Annotated in this window: 10 protein-coding genes; 7 read left to right on the top strand and 3 right to left on the bottom strand. The window is 68.2% G+C overall.

Annotated elements, in window-relative coordinates; translation table 11 throughout:
* The first annotated feature begins 121 nt into the window (after positions 1–121).
* Positions 122–1,048, top strand: a complete 927-nt coding sequence (gene pbpG / locus IM733_RS08835; RefSeq protein ID WP_248920510.1) for a D-alanyl-D-alanine endopeptidase — start codon at positions 122–124, stop codon at positions 1,046–1,048.
* A 153-nt stretch (positions 1,049–1,201) separates the two neighbouring features.
* Here the strand turns inward: pbpG and IM733_RS08840 are convergent, their stop codons facing one another.
* Complete coding sequence (locus tag IM733_RS08840) at positions 1,202–1,645, bottom strand: hypothetical protein (RefSeq protein ID WP_248920511.1); 444 nt, start codon at positions 1,643–1,645, stop codon at positions 1,202–1,204.
* A 183-nt stretch (positions 1,646–1,828) separates the two neighbouring features.
* Between IM733_RS08840 and pvdM the strand changes: the two genes are divergently transcribed.
* From pvdM to IM733_RS08870, 6 genes are all read left to right on the top strand, one after another.
* Positions 1,829–3,178 (top strand): pyoverdine-tailoring dipeptidase-like protein PvdM, encoded by a 1,350-nt coding sequence (pvdM, locus tag IM733_RS08845; protein WP_248920512.1) that lies wholly within the window; start codon positions 1,829–1,831, stop codon positions 3,176–3,178.
* Between the two features lie 16 nt (positions 3,179–3,194).
* Positions 3,195–4,472, top strand: coding sequence for an aminotransferase class V-fold PLP-dependent enzyme (locus IM733_RS08850; RefSeq protein WP_248920513.1), 1,278 nt, complete (start codon positions 3,195–3,197; stop codon positions 4,470–4,472).
* Positions 4,473–4,485: 13 nt separating this feature from the next.
* Positions 4,486–5,367, top strand: a complete 882-nt coding sequence (locus IM733_RS08855; RefSeq protein WP_248920514.1) for a formylglycine-generating enzyme family protein — start codon at positions 4,486–4,488, stop codon at positions 5,365–5,367.
* 111 nt (positions 5,368–5,478) lie between these two features.
* Complete coding sequence (locus IM733_RS08860) at positions 5,479–6,822, top strand: lysine N(6)-hydroxylase/L-ornithine N(5)-oxygenase family protein (protein ID WP_248920515.1); 1,344 nt, start codon at positions 5,479–5,481, stop codon at positions 6,820–6,822.
* A gap of 12 nt (positions 6,823–6,834) precedes the next feature.
* The gene (locus IM733_RS08865) at positions 6,835–8,487 is read left to right on the top strand and encodes a cyclic peptide export ABC transporter (protein WP_248920516.1); all 1,653 of its coding nucleotides are present in this window, start codon (positions 6,835–6,837) and stop codon (positions 8,485–8,487) included.
* Between the two features lie 127 nt (positions 8,488–8,614).
* Positions 8,615–11,086 carry a TonB-dependent siderophore receptor gene (locus IM733_RS08870; protein ID WP_248920517.1) on the top strand — a complete coding sequence of 824 codons (2,472 nt, stop codon included), beginning with the start codon at positions 8,615–8,617 and terminating at the stop codon, positions 11,084–11,086.
* 47 nt (positions 11,087–11,133) lie between these two features.
* Here IM733_RS08870 and IM733_RS08875 read toward each other — a convergent pair whose 3' ends face one another.
* A complete protein-coding gene (locus tag IM733_RS08875; RefSeq protein WP_248920518.1) occupies positions 11,134–12,093 on the bottom strand; it encodes an alpha/beta hydrolase in 960 nt (319 codons plus the stop codon).
* A gap of 59 nt (positions 12,094–12,152) precedes the next feature.
* Positions 12,153–21,860, bottom strand: coding sequence for an amino acid adenylation domain-containing protein (locus IM733_RS08880; protein ID WP_432760418.1), 9,708 nt, complete (start codon positions 21,858–21,860; stop codon positions 12,153–12,155).
* Positions 21,861–21,901: the final 41 nt, after the last annotated feature.

The raw sequence follows: 21,901 nt of genomic DNA on the forward strand, positions 1-21,901 counted from the left end.
CACGTTGCGCCCTTTAGATATAAGGCATTCGACAGCCGTTCGGCCATACTCCAAAATGCAGCGGTTTCTGGGGGAAACCCTTGCACAGCCAACGACATACCAACATTTAGTGAGCCTCAACGTGAAAACTTCCCTGTCCATCCTCAGCCTGCTGCTGTTGCTCACAGGAACCGCGACCCTCCCGTCGACCGCTGCTGCACAACCCCCGGCCCAGATGCAACGAGATCCAAGCAAGCTGCACCTGGCCTCTGGCAGCGCCCTGTTGATCGACCTCAACACCAACCAGGAGCTGTATTCCAGCCACGCCGATCGCGTGCGCCCCATCGCCTCGGTCACCAAGCTGATGACCGCGATGGTCGTGCTCGACGCCAAGCTGCCCATGGACGAGATGCTCAGCATGACCACCGCCAACAACCCCGAGATGAAAGGCGTGTATTCGCGGGTGCGGGTAGGCAGTGAGCTGAACCGCCGCGAGACCCTGCTGATCACCCTGATGTCGTCGGAGAACCGCGCGGCGAACTCGCTGGCCAACCACTACCCCGGTGGCTATGGCGCATTCATCAAGGCGATGAACACAAAGGCGCGCAGCCTTGGCATGAGCCACACCCGCTATGTCGAACCCACCGGCCTGTCCACGCTCAACGTCTCCACCGCCCAGGACCTGGCCAAGCTGCTGATGGCCTCGCGCAAGTACCCGATGCTGAGCGAGCTGTCGACCACCCGCGAGAAGACCGTGGCGTTCCGCAAGCCCAACTACACGCTGGGCTTCCGTAACACCGACCACCTGGTGAACAAGAGCAACTGGGACATCAAGCTGACCAAGACCGGCTTCACCAACGAGGCCGGCCACTGCCTGGTGCTGCTGACCAGGATGGACAACCGCCCGGTGGCCATGGTCATCCTCGACGCCTATGGCAAGTACACCCACTTCGCCGACGCCAGCCGCATGCGCCAGTGGCTGGAGACCGGCAGCACCAAGCCGGCACCGGCGGTGGCCATGCAGTACAAGAGCGAGCGCCAGGGCCGCGCGCGCGTGGCCCAGGACTGAAAACGACGACGCCCCGCACGAAGCGGGGCGTCTTGTTTGCCTGGGCGATCCCTGTAGGAGCGGCTTCAGCCGCGATCACCCGCGAAGCGGGGGCCAGGCACAGCGTTGCCTGCATCGCGGCTGAAGCCGCTCCTACAGAGAATTCCAGCCCTGTCAGGCCTGGGTGCTGACCATCCCGCCGGCACTGCTGCCACCGGACTCGGTCAAGGCCTTGAGCAGTTGCGCGGTGGCCGCCTGGATCTGCCCACTGATCGTGGCGATGCTGGCCTGCTTGGCCATGACCATCGACAGCTTGGTGGTCTCGTCCATTTTTTGCGCCATGAGCATGGCCAGCTGTTTCTGCTCTTCGGCCATTTGCTTTTGCAACTGCTTGATCATCTCGCGCAATTGCGAGATATGCCCAGGCTCGCTCGGCTCTTGTCCCGCGGCCTCGGCCTGGCCAGGCGCGCCCTCGGCTTTCACGCCATCGCCCGCCTTGCCGCTTTCCTCGGTCTTGTCAGTGTTGTCTGCTTCAGCCGCGCGGACCTGCTCGGCCACTTGCAGGCCCGTGGTCAGCGGCGTCGCGCTGTTGATGCTCATACCGGTGATACCTACCATGTCCCTGATCCTCTTCGGTGGGTCCTTTCGATGACCACGCTATCGGCCGCAGCGCGCCAAACTTGATGATCGCCCCCGCGATAAATTTGCCTCACCGCCATTCGTCCACCTGATACCCGAGCCCTGCCCCGGCGCGCACGCCCGCCGGCAGGCCGATCCGATCAGCCCTGCAACGAGATGGCAATGACCAAGACCCGTTCCCGCAAAGCCCTGTACATCGGCCTGCCCCTGGCCCTGGCGGTCGCCCTGGGCAGCGCCGCCGGCTATTTCTACTGGCAACGCCAGAACGCCGGCTACCCGCTGAAGATCGTCGAGCAGGCCAAGGACATGCACGAGCACATGCTCTCGTTCGATGGCCATATCACCGTGCCGCTGACCTTCGGCGCCCACGGCCAGGAAGTGGACAAGGACGGCCCGCACCAGTTCGACCTGGCCAAGGCCGGCAAGGGGCGCCTGTCGGGCGCGGCACTGACGATTCTGGCCTGGCCGGAGATGTGGAACGGCCCCAACGCCCCGCACAAGCCCACCCCAGGCTTCGTCGACGAGGCTCGCCACCAGCAGGAAACACGCTACCAGATCATCGCCAACATGGTGCGCGATTTCCCCAACCAGGTGGGTATCGCCTACACCCCCGACGACTTCCGTCGCCTCAACGGCGAAGGCAAGTTCGCCGTGTTCATCAGCCTGCTCAACGCCTACCCGCTGGGCGACGACCTGTCGCAGCTCGACCTGTGGGCCAAGCGCGGCATGCGCATGTTCGGCTTCAGCTACATCGGCAACAACGACTGGGCCGACTCCTCGCGGCCGATGCCGTTCTTCAACGACACCGCCGACGCCCTCGGCGGGCTCTCGCCGACCGGTGAGAAAGCCGTGGCCCGGCTCAACGACCTGGGGGTGATCATCGACGTCTCGCAGATGTCGACCCTGGCCCTGGAAGACGTGGCACGCCTGAGCCGCGCGCCAATCGTCGCCTCGCACTCGGCGCCGCGTGGACTGGTGGATATCCGCCGCAACCTCGGCGACAAGGAGATGAAGCTGATCAAGGACAGCGGCGGCCTGATCCAGGTGGTCGGCTTCAGCGGCTACCTCAAGCCCCTGGGCAAGCCGACCCTGGACAAGCTCGACGCCCTGCGCGCGCGCTTCGACCTGGGGCCGCTGCAAGACCTGAACTACGCCCTGATGCCAGGCGACCCGGCGATCACCATCTGGCCCGAGAAACGTTTCGGCGAATACGCCAGCGGCCTGTACGGGATCCTCGACGAAGAACCCAAGGCAACGCTGAAGGCCTACGTCGACGCCATCGACTACACGGTGAAGAAGGTCGGCATCGACCATGTCGGCATCAGCTCCGACTTCAACGAAGGCGGTGGCCTGGACGGCTGGAAGGATGTCAGCGAGATCCGCAACGTCACCGCCGAACTGCTCACCCACGGCTACAGCGAGACGGACATCGCCAAGCTCTGGGCCGGCAACTTCCTGCGCATCTGGGACCAGGTGCAGAAAGCCGGCCACCCCGTCGCCACCGCTCGCTGAACAAGGCCTGCCCCGCATGAACAACCGTCGCACCTTCCTCAAGCAGGCCGGCCTGGTCGCCGCCGCCCTGCCCCTGCTGCCCGATGCCCTGGCGGCCGCGCCCGCCACCGCGGCACTGAGTGGCCCGGAAAAATGGCGCAACCTGCGCGCCCTGTTCCCGCTCGACCCGGAGGTGGCGCACTTCGCCAACTTCCTGGTCACCGCCCACCCGCGCCCGGTGCAGGACGCCATCGACCGCCACCGCGCCGACCTCGACCGCAACCCCGCCGCGCTGATGGACTGGGAAAGCCAGTACGAATGGCAGCGCGAAGGCGAGGTGCGGGACTGGGCGGCGCGCTACCTGGAAGTCGGCCCCCGGCAGATCGCCCTGACCGGCAGCACCACCGAGGGGCTGGCGCTGATCTATGGCGGCCTGCAAGTCAGGCCCGACCAGGAGATCCTCACCACCGTCCACGAGCACTACTCCGCCCACAAGACCCTCGAATTCCGCAACCGTCGCCAGGGCACCCAGGTGCGCAAGATCCGCCTGTTCGACAAACCCTGGGAAATCTCCGCCGACCAGATCCTCAGCACCATCGACCAGAACATCCGCCCCGAAACCCGCGTGCTGGGCATGACCTGGGTGCACTCGAGCAGCGGCGCCAAGCTACCGGTGGGCGAGATCGGCGAACTGGTGCGCAAGCACAACCACGAGCGCAGCGAAGCCGACCGCATTATCTACGTGGTCGACGGCGTGCACGGCTTCGGCGTGGAGAACGCACGCTTCGCCGACTTCAATTGCGACTACTTCATCGCCGGCGGCCACAAGTGGATGTTCGGGCCACGCGGCACCGGCATCATCTGCGCGGCGTCCACCACCATGGACAACCTCACCCCCAGCATCGCCACCTTCTCCCAGGAAGAGGACTTCGCCACCATCATGACCCCGGGTGGCTACCACGCCTTCGAGTACCGCTGGTCGCTGGGCGAGGCCTTCAAGCTGCACCTGCAACTGGGCAAGGCCGACGTCCAGGGGCGCATTCACCAGCTCAACAGCCTGCTCAAGGAGCGCCTGGCCGAACATCGCCAGATCGAAGTGGTGACGCCCCGCAGCCCCGAGTTCTCGGCGGGCTTCACCTTCTTCCGGATTCCCGGCAAGAACCCGGATGAGGTCGCGGCCCACCTGGTGCAGAACAAGGTGATGAGCGACGCCGTGTACCGCGACGTCGGCCCGGTGATCCGCCTGGCCCCCAGCCTGCTCAACGATGAACAGCAAATCGATCGGGTCATGCGCCTGGTCACCCAGAAACTCTGAACAAGGCAACCCCATGATCCCTTCCCTGCACCGCCTGACCCTGGCCGCGCTGCTGGCCGCCTGCAGCCTGCCGAGCCTCGCCGCGAGCACCGGCGACAAGCCCGGCAGCGTGTTCCGCGATTGCGACAAAGCCTGCCCGGAAATGGTCGTGCTGCCAGCCGGCAGCTTCATGATGGGCACCCCCGAGGACGAACAGGGCCGCCAGGACGACGAAGGCCCGCTACACCAGGTGACCTTCGCCAAGCCGTTCGCCATCAGCCGCTTCCAGGTCACCGCCGAGGAGTGGGATGCCTACCTGAAGGCCTCCGGCGCGAAAATCGCCGACGGCGACGACCGCCCCGGACGCCGCTGCACCGCCAGCAAGCCCAGCTACAAGCAGGGCCCGCGCCAGCCTGCGGTATGCATGACCTACTTCGATGTGCAGGACTATGTGGCCTGGTTGTCGAAGAAAACCGGCAAAACCTACCGCATGGTCAGCGAGGCCGAGCGCGAGTACGCCGCGCGCGGCGGCAGCACCGGCATGTTCCCCTTCCCCCAGGACCCGGACGCCGCGCTGGAGATCAGCCGCCACGCCAACGTCTACGGCCCCAAGGACGGCTACAGCTACAGTGCCCCGGTGGGCAGCTACCCGCCGAACGCCTTCGGTGTCTACGACATGCACGGCAATGTCTACGAGTGGGTGGCCGACTGCCTGCACGAGAACTACGTCGGCGCCCCCGCCGACGGCAGCGCCTGGGGCCAGGCCAGCCGCGCCGCGGACAGCTGCAAGGTGGTGCAGATCCGTGGCAACGACTGGGGCGAGGCGCCGATCTTCTCGCGCTCCGGCAACCGCAACGCGATGGTCCCCGGCCGCCCCGGCGACTGGCTCGGCGTGCGCATCGTGCGCGAACTCTGAAGGCCCCGCGCCACGCTAAATTGTCCCACCCGCTCCTCGTCCTATCGATGTACTCCCGCAGCTCGGGGTGGCCGCCGTCGGCGCCCCCCGCCACTTCAAGGAACCGATAGCATGAGCCAGCCCCATACCTCCCAGCAGGTCCACGACCTCATCGGCGTGGGCTTCGGCCCTTCCAACCTGGCCCTGGCCATCGCCCTGGAAGAACTCGCCGAAACCCACGGCCACGCCCTCGACGCGCTGTTCATCGACAAGCAGAACGACTACCGCTGGCACGGCAACACCCTGGCCACCCAGAGCGAGCTGCAGATCTCCTTCCTCAAGGACCTGGTCTCGCTGCGCAACCCCACCAGCCCGTACAGCTTCGTCAACTACCTGCACCAGAAGCAACGCCTGGCCGACTTCATCAACCTGGGCACCTTCTACCCCTGCCGCCTGGAGTACAACGACTACCTGCGCTGGGCCGCCGAGCACTTCGCCACCCAGGCCCGCTACGGTGAAGAAGTGACCCGCATCGAGCCGGTGCTGGACAACGGCCAGGTGCGCCACCTGCGCGTGATCTCGCGCAACGCCCAAGGCCACGAGCACGCGCGCCTGAGCCGCGCGGTGGTGGTCGGCAGCGGTGGCACGCCCAAGGTGCCGGCCAGCTTCGCCGCGTTCAAGGATGATCCGCGGGTGTTCCACCACTCCCGCTACCTGAGCAGCCTGGCCACCCTGCCCTGCACCGAAGGCAAGCCCATGCGCATCGCCATCGTCGGCTCCGGGCAGAGCGCCGCCGAGGCATTCATCGACCTCAACGACAGCTACCCGTCGGTCAAGGTCGACATGATCGTGCGCGCCAGCGCCCTCAAGCCGGCCGACGACAGCCCGTTCGTCAACGAAATCTTCGCCCCCGACTACACCGACCTGGTGTTCAACCAGGAACAGAACGAGCGGCAGAAACTGATCGCCGAGTACCACAACACCAACTACTCGGTGGTCGACATCGACCTGCTGGAGCGTATCTACGGCATCCTCTACCGCCAGAAAGTCGCCCATCAGTACCGCCACGCCGTGCTCTGCCGCCGCCAGGTGCAGGCCGCCGTCGCCACCGCCGACGGCATCGAGCTGACCCTGCAGGACCTGGCCACCCACCAGTCGCAGACCCACCGCTACGACGCGGTGATCCTCGCCACCGGCTACGAGCGCCGCTCCCACCGTGACCTGCTGGCGCCGCTGCAGGGCTACCTCCAGGACTTCAACGTCGCCCGCGACTATCGTGCCCTGGCCAGCCCGGACCTGCAGGCGGCGGTGTACCTGCAAGGTTTCTGCGAGAACAGCCACGGCCTGAGCGACACCCTGCTGTCGGTGCTGCCCAACCGCGCGGCGGAAATCGGCGAGTCGCTGTACCAGGCGCTGGGCCACCACGCGCAGGCGATGTCCCAGCAAGCCGACGCGCTCGTCTTCACTCGCGCCTGACCGGGAGCCGTCATGAGTCATCAACCCCCCGGGGCGTTCCGCCAGCTGTTCAGCCTGCTGCGCCCCTACTGGCCGACGGTGACCGTCGCCACCCTGCTGGGCATGCTCGGTGGTATCAGCATCACCGCGCTGCTGGCGACCATCAACACCGGCCTGCACAGCGAAGGCGGCCTGCAGCAGGGCGTGGTGCTGGCGTTCGTCGGGCTGTGCGTGGTGGCCTTGCTCAGCAGCATCTGCTCGGACATCGGCACCAACTATGTCGGCCAGCATGTGATCGCCGGGTTGCGCAAGCGCCTGGGCGAGCAAGTGCTGGGCGCGCCCATCGAGCAGATCGAGCAGTACCGCACCCATCGCCTGATTCCGGTGCTGACCCACGATGTCGACACCGTCAGCGACTTCGCCTATGCGTTCGCACCGCTGGCGATTTCCCTGACGGTCACCTTGGGCTGCCTCGGCTACCTGGCCTACCTGTCGCTGCCGATGTTCGCCCTGGTGCTGCTGGCCATCGGCCTGGGCACGGTGATCCAGTACGCGGCGCGGGCCCGTGGCATCCGCGGTTTCATGGCCGCCCGCGACGCCGAGGACCAGCTGCAGAAGCACTACCAGGCGATCGCCGAAGGTGCCAAGGAACTGCGTATCCATCGTGCCCGCCGCCAGCGCATGCTCAACCGGGGCATTCGCGACACCGCCGATGGCATCCGCGACACCCAGGTGCGCTCGATCAACACCTTCGTGGTGGCCAAGAGCCTGGGCTCGATGCTGTTCTTCATGGTCATCGGCCTGGCCCTCACCCTGCAGTCGCTGTGGCCGCAAGGCGACAAGACCGCCATCAGCGGCTTCGTCCTGGTGCTGCTGTACATGAAGGGGCCGCTGGAGCACCTGATCGTCACCCTGCCGATCATCAGCAAGGCACAGATCGCGTTGCGCCGGATCGCCGAGCTGTCGGAACGCTTCTCCTCGCCCGAACCGCACCTGCTGCTGGAACATGCCCCGCCGACCACCGAGCAGGCACTGCATAGCCTGGAACTGGTCGACGTCAGCTACACCTACCCACCAAGCCCGGGGGTCGAGCCGTTCAGCGTCGGCCCGGTCAGCTTCAAGGTCACGCCGGGGCAGATCCTGTTCATCGTCGGTGGCAACGGCTGCGGCAAGACCACCCTGATCAAGCTGCTGCTGGGCCTCTACGAACCCCATCGCGGGCATATCGCGGTCAATGGCGAGCCGATCGTGGCCAGCACCCGCGACGACTACCGCCAGCTGTTCACCACGGTGTTCGCCGACTACTACCTGTTCGACGAGGTGATCAGCGGCGAGCGCAGCGCACCGCAGGATGCCGAGCGCTACCTGGCGCGCCTGGAGCTCGACCACAAGGTGCAGCTGCGCGACGGTGCCTTCAGCACCACCGACCTGTCCACCGGCCAACGCAAGCGCCTGGCCCTGCTCAACGCCTGGCTGGAGGGGCGCCCGGTGCTGGTCTTCGACGAATGGGCCGCCGACCAGGACCCAACCTTCCGCGGCATTTTCTATACCGAGCTGCTGCCCGACCTCAAGCGCCTGGGCAAGACCATCATCGTCATCTCCCACGACGACCGTTACTTCCCGTATGCCGACCAGTTGCTGCGCCTGGAGCGCGGTCGCGTGGTCGGCGAACCCCAACCCGCCTGAGGGCCGCAGGGCCTTCAGCGGCCCTGCAGAAAAAATCCGAGAAAGTTCGTCCGGTTTTTCGCGGCTCATCCGTTTCATTGAAAGCTAATAAAAACTATTCCCACTTAACACCTCGGAGCAACCCCACGTGCAGTCCCGTCCCTCCCTTCAACCGCTCGCACGCGCCCTGGTCCTGAAACGTTCGCTGTCCCTTGGCCTGCCCGCCGCCTTCATGGTGTCGGCACTGGCCACCTCGCTGACGGCCCACGCCCAGAGCCAGACCTTCGACTTCAACATCGCGGCGCAACCACTGGCCGGCGCCATCAACCGCCTGGCCGAGCAGACCAACCTGCAGGTGCTGTACAGCCCCGACACCCTCGACAACCTGCGCAGCGCGGGTGTCCAGGGCCGCATGACGGTGCAGGAAGCGGTACAGAAACTGTTCGGTGGCACGCCGCTGCGCTACACCCTCGACGGCAACACCCTGACCGTGCTCGGCCAGGACGTGGGCAGCGCCATGACCCTGGACCCGAGCGTGGTGTCCTCCACCCTCAGCGATTCGCCCTGGGGCGAAACCCAGGGCTACGTGGCCCGCCGCACCGCCACCGGCACCAAGACCGACACCGCGATGCTGGAGAACCCGCAAGCGATTTCGGTGGTGACCCGCGAGCGCATGGACGACATGGGCGTGCAGCGCCTGGACCAGGCCCTGCGCTACACCTCGGGCGTGCGCTCCGACTCCGGCGGTGCCAACAATGCCGCCGACAACATCTTCCTGCGCGGCTACGCGATCTCCTTCACCTACCGCGATGGCCTGCGCCTGCGCCCGCTGGGCTTCTTCGGCATGTTCAGCGAAGAGCCCTATGGCATGGAGCGCGTCGAAGTGCTCAAGGGCCCGACCTCGATCCTCTACGGCCAGGCCGACCCGGGTGGCATGGTCAACTCCATCTCCAAGCGCCCGACCGACTATGACCGCGGCGAGTTCGGCATCTCGGCCGGCACCGGCCATCGCCGCCAGGCCAAGTTCGACGTCAGCGGCGCGCTCAACGACGAGAAGACCTTCATGTACCGCCTGGTCGGCCTGGGTCGCGAAGCGGACGGCCTGTACGACCATACCGACGACGACCGCGCCTACATCGCACCCAGTTTCACCTGGCGCCCCAACGAGCAAACCAGCCTGACCGTGCTGGCCTCGTACCAGAAGAACAAGGCCCTGGCCCCCACCACCATCCCGTGGGCCGCGGTCAACGGCTCCAGCCCCTATGGCAAGGTGCCAATGGACCGCTTCGTCGGCGAGCCGAACTTCGACTTCGAGGAAGTGGAAAGCACCTCGCTCGGCTACGAGTTCAGCCATGAGTTCAACGACACCTGGACCGTGCGCCAGAACGTGCGCTGGAGCGACTACGACAACCAGGAGAACTACCTGGCGCGCTCCTTCGGTGCCAGCTCCACCGGCCTGATCACCGGCCCCGACGGCGTGCCTAACGCCTCGATCAACCGTGACTGGCAGATCCGCCATGCCTACGGCAGCCACCTGGCGCTGGACAACCAGCTGCAGGCGCGCTTCGACACCGGCCCGATCTCCCACACCGCACTGTTCGGTGTCGACTACAGCTGGAGCAAGTCGATCCGCAACGAGCGCTGGGGCCGCGCCACGCCGATCAACGTGTTCGACCCGACCTACGGCGCCCCGGTGGACACCTCGGTGAGCACCAGTTGGGTCAACACCCAACAGCGCGTGAACCAGCTCGGTTACTACTTCCAGGACCAGCTCAAGTACGACCGCTGGGTGCTCACCGTCGGCGGCCGCGAGGACCGCGCGCGGACCCGCACCGAAGACCGCTTCACCGACGTCGAGACCACCGACCAGGACTGGCGCCACTTCACCGGCCGCGCCGGCCTGGTGTACCTGTTCGACAACGGCTTCGCGCCCTATGTCAGCTACAGCGAGTCGTTCAACCCGGTGGTCGGCACCACTTCGCCACAAAGCGGCAGCAAGCCATTCGAGCCGGAAACCGCCAAGCAGTACGAAGTGGGCGTGCGCTACCAGCCGCCGGGCACCGACACCCAGGTCACCCTGTCGCTGTACGACCTGTACAAGCAGAACGCGGTCACCACCGACCCGGTGAACAACCGCTACAGCGTGCAGACCGGCGAAATCCGTTCCAAGGGCGTGGAGCTGGAAGCCATCACCACGGTGATGAACGACCTCAAGCTGACCGGCTCGCTGTCCTACAGCGACGTCGAAGTGACCAAGAGCAACAGCGGCAACGAAGGCAAGCGCCCGTTCAAGGTGCCGGCCAAGCTGGCATCGGTGTGGGCCGACTACAGCTTTCCCTTCGACCCGCTGCAGGGCCTGAGCGTGGGCCTGGGCGTACGCTACACCGGCTCCACCTACGGCGACGCCCTGAACACCTTCGAGGTACCGTCGTACACCCTGTACGACGCCGCCATCCGCTACGACCTGGGCAAGCTCGACCACAGCCTGCAGGGGGCCCAGGCCAGCCTCAACGTCAACAACCTGACCGACAAGTACTACGTCGCGTCCTGCTTCTTCTACCAGGCGTGCAACCTGGGCGAAGGCCGCAGCGTGATCGCCGAGCTCAGCTACAAGTGGTAAGCCGCTGAGTTCACAGGTCCCCTGCCCCAGGCAGGGGACCTGCCCCTTCAGGCCACCCTGGCCAACGCCCAGTCGCGCAGACCGGCATAGATTTCCCCCACCTCGCCGACCATCCCGGACATCCGCAGGAAGTCATGGGTCAGGCCCTGCGCCACGACCTGCGTCACCGCCACACCCTGCGCCTGCAAGGCCTGCCCGTAGGCCAGCCCTTCGTCATGCAACGGATCGTACTCGGCCACCGCCAGGTAGGCCGGTGCCAGGCCGCCCAGGTCCGTCTGGCGCAGCGGCGATACCCGCCAGTCGTCCGCGGTACCGTGCTCACCCAGGTACAGGCGGTAGAACCAGCGCAGCGTCTCGGTTTCCAGCAGGTAGCCTTGCCCATGGCGCTGGTGCGAATCGCGTTCGCGGCTGATGTCGGTCACCGGGTACAGCAGCATCTGCGCCCGGGGTTGCAGCTTCAGGCGCTGCGGCTCCCGCGCCGCGATGATCGCCAGCACCGTGGCCAGGCTCCCGCCTACGCTGTCACCGATGAAAATCGCCCGGTCGGTATCCAGCCCCAGCGAGGCGCCCTGTTCGGCCAGCCAGTTGGCGGCCGCCAGCACATCCTCCAGCGGGCCGGGGAACGGATGCTCCGGCGCCCGCCGATAGGCCGGCGCGAACACCGCGAACTCACCGCTGGCAGCCAGCCGGCGGCAGATCGAATCATGGGAATCGAGGCTGCCGACCACATAGCCGCCACCGTGCAGGTAGAGCATCACCGGCAGGTTCGCCGGCGCGTTCGCGGCGCGGTACAGGCGGGCCGCGAGCGCCTCGCCGTCGGCCATGGGCAGCTGCAGGCTCATTATCTGCAGGTCCCCTGGCGGGGTCGGGTCGAGCACGCCGGAGGCCTGCTCGAAAATCGCCCGCGCCTGCGCCACGGGCAGCTCATGCAGGGCTTGGGTGGCACCACTCAGGCGGCCCAGTTCGGCCAGTTCGAGAAAGGCGTCCAGATCGGGATGCACAGGCATCATTCATTCCTTCAACGATGAAAAAGAACCGGGCCCTGTCACCAGGGCCCGGGGTTGGATCAGCCTGCGAGGGTCTCGAGGCTGCCGAGATGCTCATGCACGGCCCGCAACAGGGCCGGATGGCGTGGGATTTCGAAGTGCGTGGTGTTCAGCCAGTGGCGTTGCACCACTTCAGCGAAGCCGGCTTCGAAGCGGGTGACCGTCGCCTGGCCGTTGGCCTCGCCGGCCCACCAGCAATGCGCCGCCACATCGATCCGCGGCAGGCCGGCCAGGCCCTCGCTCAGTGCTTTCAGGCGCATGGCCACGACAAAGCCCTGGGCCAGGTCCTGGGCATCGAAGCCGATACCGCCCGGCACGCTCGCCTGCAGCTCGCCGATGCGTTCGGCCAGCGCCGCGACCTGCAACGGCTGCGGGCATTCAAGCAACGGCAGCTGCGCCACATCACGCTGCAGGGTTACCGCGAGGAAACCGCGCAGCTCTTCGGCATCGCTGACCTGGCTGATGCCCTGGCCGGGGATGAAGCTGTCGACCAGGCCCAGGAAGTCCACCACCTGCCCCTGGCGCCGCAGTTCCTCGGCGACCAGCACCGCCAACGTGCCACCCAGCGACCAGCCCAGCAGCAGGTACGGCCCCTGGGGCTGTTTCTGGCGAATGTACTGGGCATAGTCGATGGCCATGCCTTGCAGCGAGTCGTCCTGCCAGTCGCGGTCCAGCAGCATGCGGCACTGCAACCCGTACACCCGGCGACGCCCCTCCAACTGGCGGGCCAGCGGCTCGTAGTCGAACACCGTGCCGAAGCCGGCGTGCAGGCAGAACAGCGCCGGCCGCTCGGGGCATGGCCCGTTGAGCGCGAGCAACGGATCGAGCAGCGCCTCGGCGCGTTCGTCATGGCCGCTGAGCTGGGCGATGGTCGGACGCGTCATCAGGTCGCGCAGTTTCAGTTCCAGCCCCAGCTCCGGTCGACCGCGCAGCTTGCCCAGCACCTTGAGGATGCGCAGGGAATCGCCGCCCAACTCGAAGAAGTTGTCGGTCACCCCGACCTGCTCGACCTCGAGCACTTCCTGCCAGATCGCCGCCAGGGCCTGTTCCACCGGCGTGCGCGGCGCCACATGGCGTCGCTCGCTGGCCCCAGGCTCGGGCAGCGCCTTGCGGTCGACCTTGCCGTTGGGGTTCAGCGGCAGCGCATCGAGGCGCACGATGCGGCTCGGCACCATGTAGTCGGGCAACTGCGCCGCCAAGGCTTCACGCAGCTCGCGCTCACCGGCCACTTCGGACACCACGTAGCCCAGCAACTGGTCGCCACGCTCATCGCGCCGCGCCACCACCACCGCGTCACGCACACCCGGCTGTTCACGCAGGCGCGCTTCGATCTCGCCCAGCTCGATGCGGAAGCCGCGCACCTTGACCTGATGGTCGAGACGGCCGAGGTAGTCGAACACGCCATCGGCGCGCTGCCGGACCAGGTCGCCGGTGCGGTACAGGCGTCCGCCTTCGCTGAACGGGTCGGCGACGAAGCGTTCGGCGGTCAGCCCCGGCCGCGCATGGTAACCACGGGCCACGCCCGCGCCACCGATGTACAGCTCGCCGGCCACGCCGACGGGCAGCGGGTTGAGGTGGGCATCCAGCACATACAGCGTGCGCTGCCCTACCCGGGTGCCGATCGGCGCATAGGCGGCCTCGCAACGGCCCTGGGCGTCGACCTTCCACAGCAGGGGCGTGACCACCGTCTCGGTTGGCCCGTAGCCGTTGGTCAGGTAGCGTGGCCGCAGGTTGCGCCGCACCTTGTCGAAGTTGGCCTGGGCCACCGCGTCGCCGCCGAAGCAGTAGATGTCCACCGCCGGCGGCACGCGCCCCTCGGCGTACTCGGCCAGCTGCTGCAGGTAGGCCGGCGGGAAGCAGGCGATGCTGATCGCTTGCTCGTGCAGGACCTGCCAGGTCTGCTCGGCAGTCCACAGTTGGTTGTCGCGCAGCACCAGGCAACCGCCGCGGAGCAGGGTCGACAACCAACGCTCCTGGGCACCGTCGAAGGCGAACGACATGAACAGCAGCTCACGGGTGTGCGGCCCCATTTCGTAGCGCTCGGCGATGGCCTGGCAGTGCATGGCGATGCCGCCCTGGGACACCGCCACGCCCTTGGGCTTGCCGGTGGAGCCGGAGGTGTAGATCAGGTAGGCCAGGTTGCCGGCCAAGGCCGGGGATGGGGGCACCTGCGCCGGTGGCGCCGACGGCGCATCGATATCGATGCACAACCCCACCGCCGTGCCATCCAGGCGCGCGGCGACACTGGCTTGGGTGATCAGCGCCGCCATGGCCGAATCCTCGATGATCCAGTCCAGCCGCTCACGTGGGTAGTCGATATCCAGCGGCACATAGGCCGCGCCGGCCTTCATCACCGCATAGAACGCCACGATCATCTGTACCGAACGTTCCAGGGCCACCCCCACGCGGGTTTCCGGGCCGACGCCGGCGGCCAGCAGCCGCGCCGCCAGCGCCGAGGCGCGTTGTTCCAGCTCGGCATAGCTCAGGCTCTGCCCGGCGCAGACCACGGCCTGGGCCTGGCCGCGGGCAGCGGCCTGGCGGGCGATGGCGTGCACCAGCAGCGGCGCCGCCTCGCTGTCGGCCAGCGCGTTGCCTGCCTGCAGCGCCTGTTGCTCGGCGGCGTCCAGCACGCCCAGGCTGCCGATCGTGACCCGAGGGTCTTCCAGCATCGCCTGCAACAGCACGTCGAAGCTGCGCATCAACTGGGCGCAGGCCGCTTCGGTGAAGCGCTCGCGCAGGTACAGGAACTCGATCGACAAGGTTGCGTTGAGGCTTACCGCCAGGTCCATGGCGTAGTTGGTCACGTCACGGCCCTGCACCTCGCCGAAGCGCAGGCGATCGTCGCCGCTCTGCTTCAGGCGCTCGTCCACCGGGTAGTTCTCGAACACCACGATGCTGTCGAACAGCGCCTGCCCACCTTGGCCGGACCAGCGCTGGATATCGGCCAGTGCGGTCTGCTCGTGGTCACGCGCCTCCAGGTTGTAGGCCTGCAGTTGCTGCAGCCACTGCTCCAGCGACTGCCGTGGGTCGGGGGTCTGCACGATCGGCAAGGTGTTGATGAACAGGCCGAGCATCTCGTCGGCGCCGGCCAGGCTGGCCGGTCGCCCTGCCACCACCGCGCCGAAGCACGGCGTGCGTTGGCCGGTGTAGCGCTGCAACAGCAACAGCCAGGCCGCCTGCACCAAGGTGTTGGCGGTGACCCGCAGGCGCTGGGCCTGGGCTTTGAGGCGCGCCGTGGCGGCCTCGTCCCACTTCAGGTACAGCGCGCCATGGCCCGACAACCCCGGCGCCGGTTGCGGCGCAAGGCTGCCGGCCAGCAGGGTCGGCCCCTCCAGGTCGGCCAGGCGGGCACGCCAGAAGGCTTCGTTGGCCTCGGCCGACTGTGCCTGCAGCCACTGGATGTAGTCGCGATACTGCCCCTGGCGGGCCGGCAGCGCATGCCCGGCATAGGCCTGGAACACTTCGCCCAGCAGGCGCGAGTTGCTCCAGCCGTCCATCAGGATGTGGTGGCTGGTCCAGATCAGTTGGTGGGCGTCCTCGGCGGTGCGCACCAGGGTGATCCGGGTCAGCGGGGGGTGCAGCAGGTCGAAGCCGGCAGCGCACTCGGCCGCGGCCACGGCCGCGAGCGCATCGGCGGTGATGTCGCGGTCGCGCCAGTCCAGTTCCCGCAGCGGCAAGCTCGCCTGGCGCTGCACGAACTGCAGCGGCTGGGCCAGGCTGGCACTGGCATGGAAACCGGTGCGCAGGATCTCGTGGCGAGCGATGACCTGGTTCCAGGCCGCCTCGAAGCGCGCCACGTCCAGGCCCTGCACCGCGACGCTGATCTGGTTGATGTACAGGTCGGCGTCGTTGCCGTCCTGGGTGTGGAACAGCATGCCCTGCTGCATCGGCGACAGCGGGTAGATGTCCTCCACCTGCTCCAGCGCCAGCGGCAGGCTGTCCAGCTGCGCCAGGTCCAGCCCTGCCAGCGGGAAGTCCGACGGCGTCGCCGAACGCGACTCCAGTGCGCAGCAGTGCGCCACCAAGGCTTCCAGCTCACGCCCGTAGTCGTCCGCCAGGCGCTGTACCGTGGCCTCGTCGAACATCTGCGTGCTGAACCGCCAGCCGAGGCTGAACTCGCCGCCATACACCCGGCCGTTCAGCGTCAGCCAGTTGCCCAGGTTCGCCTGCGGGCTCTGGTCCGGGCCCACCGACTCGCCCGCCGGCACGAACAGCGCACCGTCCTCGGCGGCGAAGCTGCCGTCGAACTGGCCCAAGTAGTTGAAGGTGATCCGTGGCACCGGCAGCGCCGCCAGGCGCGCCTGCACCGCCTCGTCGGCCAGGTAGCGCAGCGCGCCCCAGCCCAGGCCCTTGTCCGGGATCGCCCGCAGTTGCTCCTTGACCAGGCGCAGGTTCGCCCCCGGCGCCTCGCACTGGCTCAGGCGCACCGGGAACAGGCTGGTGAACCAGCCCACCGTGCGGGTCAGGTCGACCTCGTCGAACAGCGCCTCGCGGCCGTGGCCTTCCAGCAGGATCGCCGTGTCGGCCTGCCCGCTCCAGCGCCCGATCACCCGCGCCAGGGCGCACAGCAGCAGGTCGTTGACCTGGGTGCGGTACGCCGCCGGGGCCTCTTGCAGCAGCCGGCGCGTGGTCTCGCGCGACAGCCGGGTCACCACCGAGTGGCCGTGCTGGTTCGCCAGGCTGCCGGCTGGCCGTTCGCACGGCAGGTCGCCCGCGACGCCGTCGAGCTGCCCCTGCCAGTAGTCCAGTTGCCCGTGCAGCGCTTCGCCACGGGCGTAGTCCTGCAACTGCGCGGCCCAGTCGCGCACGCTGCTGGTGCGTGCCGGCAGTTGCACCGCCGCGCCCTGCTCGTAGGCCTGCTGCAAGTCCTCGAACAGGATCCGCCACGACACCCCGTCCACCGCCAGGTGATGGATCACCAGCAGCAGGCGTTGCTCGCCATTGTCCAGTTGCGCCAGCACTGCCCGCAGCAGCGGGCCGCGGGCCAGGTCCAGGCTGGCCTGGGCTTCGCGGCCCAGGGCTTCCAGGGCGGCGGCGTCGGCCACCGCGCGCTGCCACAGCACACTGTGCGCCGGCACCCCGTGGTAGTGCGCCTGCCACTGCCCGGCCTGCTCGACGAAACCCAGGCGCAAGGCGTCGTGGTGCTCCAGCACCGCGGCCAGGGCCTGGTCCAGGCGCGCGCCGTCCAGCGCCTGCTGCGGCTTGAGCAGCACCGACTGGTTCCAGTGATGGCGCTCGACCTGCACCTCGTCGAAGAACACCCGGTGGATCGGCAGCAACGGCGTCGCCCCCTCGACCCGGCCCTGCGCCACCCGCAGGCCGGCGCCGTCCAGGCTGGCCACCGCCGCCAGGCCCTGCACCGTCTGGTGCTGGAACAGCTGCTTGGGCGTGAAGTGGATGCCCGCCTGGCGGGCCCGGCTGACCACCTGGATCGAGATGATCGAATCACCGCCCAGCTCGAAGAAGTTGTCCCGCACGCCGATCCGCTCGCGCTTGAGCACATCGCGCCAGATCGCCGCGATGCGTTGCTCCAGGTCGCCGGCCGGCGCCACGTAGTCGGCCTGCGCCGCTTCCAGGTCCGGCAGCGGCAGGGCCTTGCGGTCCAGCTTGCCATTGGGCGTCAGCGGCAGGCTCGGCAGTTGCAGCAGGTGCGCCGGCACCATGTACTCCGGCAGTTGCTCGCGCAGCGCCGCCTTGAGCAGGTCGCTGTCCAGCGCCGTGGCGGCCACCAGGTAGCCCACCAGTTGCTGGCCGCTGGCACCTTCCACCGCCAGCACCACCGCCTCGCGCACGCCCGGCTGGCGTTGCAGGCGCGCCTCGATCTCGCCCAGTTCGATGCGGAAACCGCGCACCTTGACCTGGTGGTCGATGCGGCCGATGTACTCCAGCTCGCCGTCCTCGCGGTAGCGGGTCAGGTCGCCGGTGCGGTACAGGCGCTCGCCGGGCGCGCCGTAAGGGTTGGGCACGAACTTCTCGGCGGTCAGCCCCGGGCGCAGCAGGTAGCCGCGGGTCAGGCCGGCGCCGGCCAGGTACAGCTCCGCCGCCACCCCCACCGGCACCGCTTGCAGCTGGTCGTCCAGCAGGTGGCCACGGCTGTTGCACAGCGGCCGGCCGATGGTGGCCTGGCCACCGGCCTGGCGCCGGCTGAAGGTCGAATAGGTGGTGTCTTCCGACGGCCCGTACAGGTCGTAGACATGCGCCAGGCTGCCCAGCCCGTACAGGCTGTCGACCAGCGTCTGCTTGAGCGGCTCGCCGGCCAGGTTGACGATGCGCACCCCGGCCGGGATGTCCCCGGCGCGCAGCAGCGCGGCAATCGCCGACGGCACCGTGTTGACCAGCCGCACTTCGTCGCGCGCCGGCAGGCTGCCCAGCTCCAGGGCGTTGCGCGCCAGGATCACGTGGCCGCCGTTGGCCAGGGTGACGAACAGCTCCCACACCGACAGGTCGAAGCACACCGAGGTCGAGGCCAGCACGCCGCGGATCGCCTCACGCTCGTACACCCCCGCCGACCAGTGCGCCAGCGCCGCCACGTTGCGGTGGGCGATGGCCACGCCCTTGGGCTGGCCGGTGGAACCGGAGGTGTAGATCACATAGGCCAGGTTGTCCGGCAGCACCCGCACCGCCGGGGCCGTGGCCGGGTAGCCGGCCAGGGCGCGGTCGTCCTCTGCCACCAGTACCGTGGCCAGCCCGTCCAGGGCCAGGCCCTCGAGCACCCCGGCCTGGGTCAGCAGCACCCGTGCCTGGCTGTCTGCGAGCATGTAGGCCAGCCGCTCCTGCGGGTAGTCCGGGTCCAGCGGCACGTAGGTACCACCGGCCTTGAGCACCGCCAGCAGGGCCACCAGCAGTTCGGCGCTGCGCGGCATGGCCACGCCGACCCGCACTTCCGGGCCGACACCCAGGGTCACCAGGTGCTGGGCCAGGCGGTTGGCCCGGCCTTGCAGCCAGGCGTGGTCCAGCCGTCGTTCGCCGTCGATCAGGGCCAGGGCCGTCGGTTCGCGCTCGGCCTGGCGCTCGATCAGCTGGTGCACGCAGAGGCTGTCGTCGAAGGCTTCGGCCGGCGGGTTGAAGCTGGCCAGGCGGACCTGCTCGCGTTCATCCAGGCTCGCCAGCTCGGCCAACGGCAGGTCGACCTGCCCCGGCAAGCGCGCCAACAAGGCGGCGAGCTGTTCGCCCAGGCGCTGCAGGGTGGCGGTCGGGAAGCTGCGGCTGTCGAAGCTCAGGTGCAGCACCAGGCGCTCGCCATGGATCACCGCCAGGGTCAGCGGGAAGCTGGTCTGCTCGCGGTTGCGCACCTCGCTGAAGCGCAGGCCATCCGGCGCGCCCTGCTGCAAGGCTTCGGAAATCGGGAAGTTCTCGAACACCAGCAGCGTGTCGAACAGGTTGTCACCCAACCCGGCCCAGCGCTGCACATCGAACAACGCCGTGTGCTCGTGCTCGCGCAGGGCCAGGTTGCGTTGCTGCAGGTGCTCGAGCCACTGGCCCAGGGGTTGGCTGGCCTCGACATCGACGACCACCGGCAAGGTGTTGATGAACAGCCCCAGTTGCTGCTCGATCCCCACCAGTTGCGCCGGCCGCCCCGCCACGGTGGCCCCGAAGGCCACTTGCTGCTGGCCGGTATGGCGCGCCAGCAGCAAGGCCCAGGCGCCTTGCACCAGGGTGTTCATGGTCAGTTTGTGCTGACGGGCGAACTCGCCCAGCGCGCGGGTCTGCTGCGCGTCCAGGCCGGCATACAGCTCGACCTGGCCGCCCGGCGCATCGGCCTGCGACAGGCCACCGAAGATGCCCGCCAGGCGCGTCGGCACCTGCAAGGGCGCCACCTGCTCGCGCCAGAAGCGCTCGGTGGCCTGCGCGTCCTGCGCGCCCAGCCAGCCGATATAGTCGCGGTAGCGCCCGGCCTGCGCCGGCACGGCCTGGCCACGGTAGCGCTGCAGCACCTCGCCCATCAGGCGCGAGTTGCTCCAGCCGTCCATCAGGATGTGGTGGCTGGTGTAGATCAGGTGATGACGGTCCTCGCCCAGGCGCACCAGCACCAGGCGCAGCAACGGCGGCTGGACCAGGTCGAAGCCCTGCTCCCGCTGCGCCTGGGCCAGCGCGTCGAGGTCGCTGGCGGTGTGCTCGCGGTCGCGCCAGTCGTGCACCTGCAAGGTCAGCGCCAGCGACTTGCGGATCACTTGCAGCGGCCGCTCCAGGCCCTGCCAGAGGAAACTGCTGCGCAGGATGTCATGGGCATCCACACAGCCCTGCCAGGCGGCCTCGAAGCGCGCCACATCCAGGCCTTCGACGTCCAGGCGCATCTGGTTGATGTAGTCGCCGGCGTGATCGTAAAGGGTGTGGAACAGCATGCCTTGTTGCATCGGCGACAGCGGGTAGATGTCCTCCACCTGCTCCAGCGCCAGTGGCAGGCTGTCCAGTTGCGCCAGGTCCAGCCCTGCCAGCGGGAAGTCCGACGGCGTCGCCGAACGCGACTCCAGTGCGCAGCAGTGCGCCACCAAGGCTTCCAGCTCACGCCCGTAGTCGTCCGCCAGGCGCTGTACCGTGGCCGCGTCGAACATCTGCGTGCTGAACCGCCAGCCGAGGCTGAACTCGCCGCCATACACCCGGCCGTTCAGCGTCAACCAGTTGCCCAGGTTCGCCTGCGGGCTCTGGTCCGGGCCCACCGACTCGCCAGCAGGCACGAACAGCGCACCGTCCTCGGCGGCGAAGCTGCCGTCGAACTGGCCCAAGTAGTTGAAGGTGATCCGTGGCACCGGCAGCGCCGCCAGGCGCGCCTGCACCGCCTCGTCGGCCAGGTAGCGCAGCGCGCCCCAGCCCAGGCCCTTGTCCGGGATCGCCCGCAGTTGCTCCTTGACCAGGCGCAGGTTCGCCCCCGGCGCCTCGCACTGGCTCAGGCGCACCGGGAACAGGCTGGTGAACCAGCCCACCGTGCGGGTCAGGTCGACCTCGTCGAACAGCGCCTCGCGGCCGTGGCCTTCCAGCAGGATCGCCGTGTCGGCCTGCCCGCTCCAGCGCCCGATCACCCGCGCCAGGGCGCACAGCAGCAGGTCGTTGACCTGGGTGCGGTACGCCGCCGGGGCCTCTTGCAGCAGCCGGCGCGTGGTCTCGCGCGACAGCCGGGTCACCACCGAGTGGCCGTGCTGGTTCGCCAGGCTGCCGGCTGGCCGTTCGCACGGCAGGTCGCCCGCGACGCCGTCGAGCTGCCCCTGCCAGTAGTCCAGTTGCCCGTGCAGCGCTTCGCCACGGGCGTAGTCCTGCAACTGCGCAGCCCAGTCGCGCACGCTGCTGGTGCGTGCCGGCAGTTGCACCGCCGCGCCCTGCTCGTAGGCCTGCTGCAGGTCCTCGAACAGGATCCGCCACGACACCCCATCCACCGCCAGGTGATGGATCACCAGCAGCAGGCGTTGCTCGCCATTGTCCAGTTGCGCCAGCACTGCCCGCAGCAGCGGGCCGCGGGCCAGGTCCAGGCTGGCCTGGGCTTCGCGGCCCAGGGCTTCCAGGGCGGCGGCGTCGGCCACCGCGCGCTGCCACAGCACACTGTGCGCCGGCACCCCGTGGTAGTGCGCCTGCCACTGCCCGGCCTGCTCGACGAAACCCAGGCGCAAGGCGTCGTGGTGCTCCAGCACCGCGGCCAGGGCCTGGTCCAGGCGCGCGCCGTCCAGCGCCTGCTGCGGCTTGAGCAGCACCGACTGGTTCCAGTGATGGCGCTCGACCTGCACCTCGTCGAAGAACACCCGGTGGATCGGCAGCAACGGCGTCGCCCCTCGACCCGGCC

It is taken from the genome of Pseudomonas entomophila, assembly GCF_023277925.1.
GTDB classification, from domain to species: domain Bacteria; phylum Pseudomonadota; class Gammaproteobacteria; order Pseudomonadales; family Pseudomonadaceae; genus Aquipseudomonas; species Aquipseudomonas entomophila_D.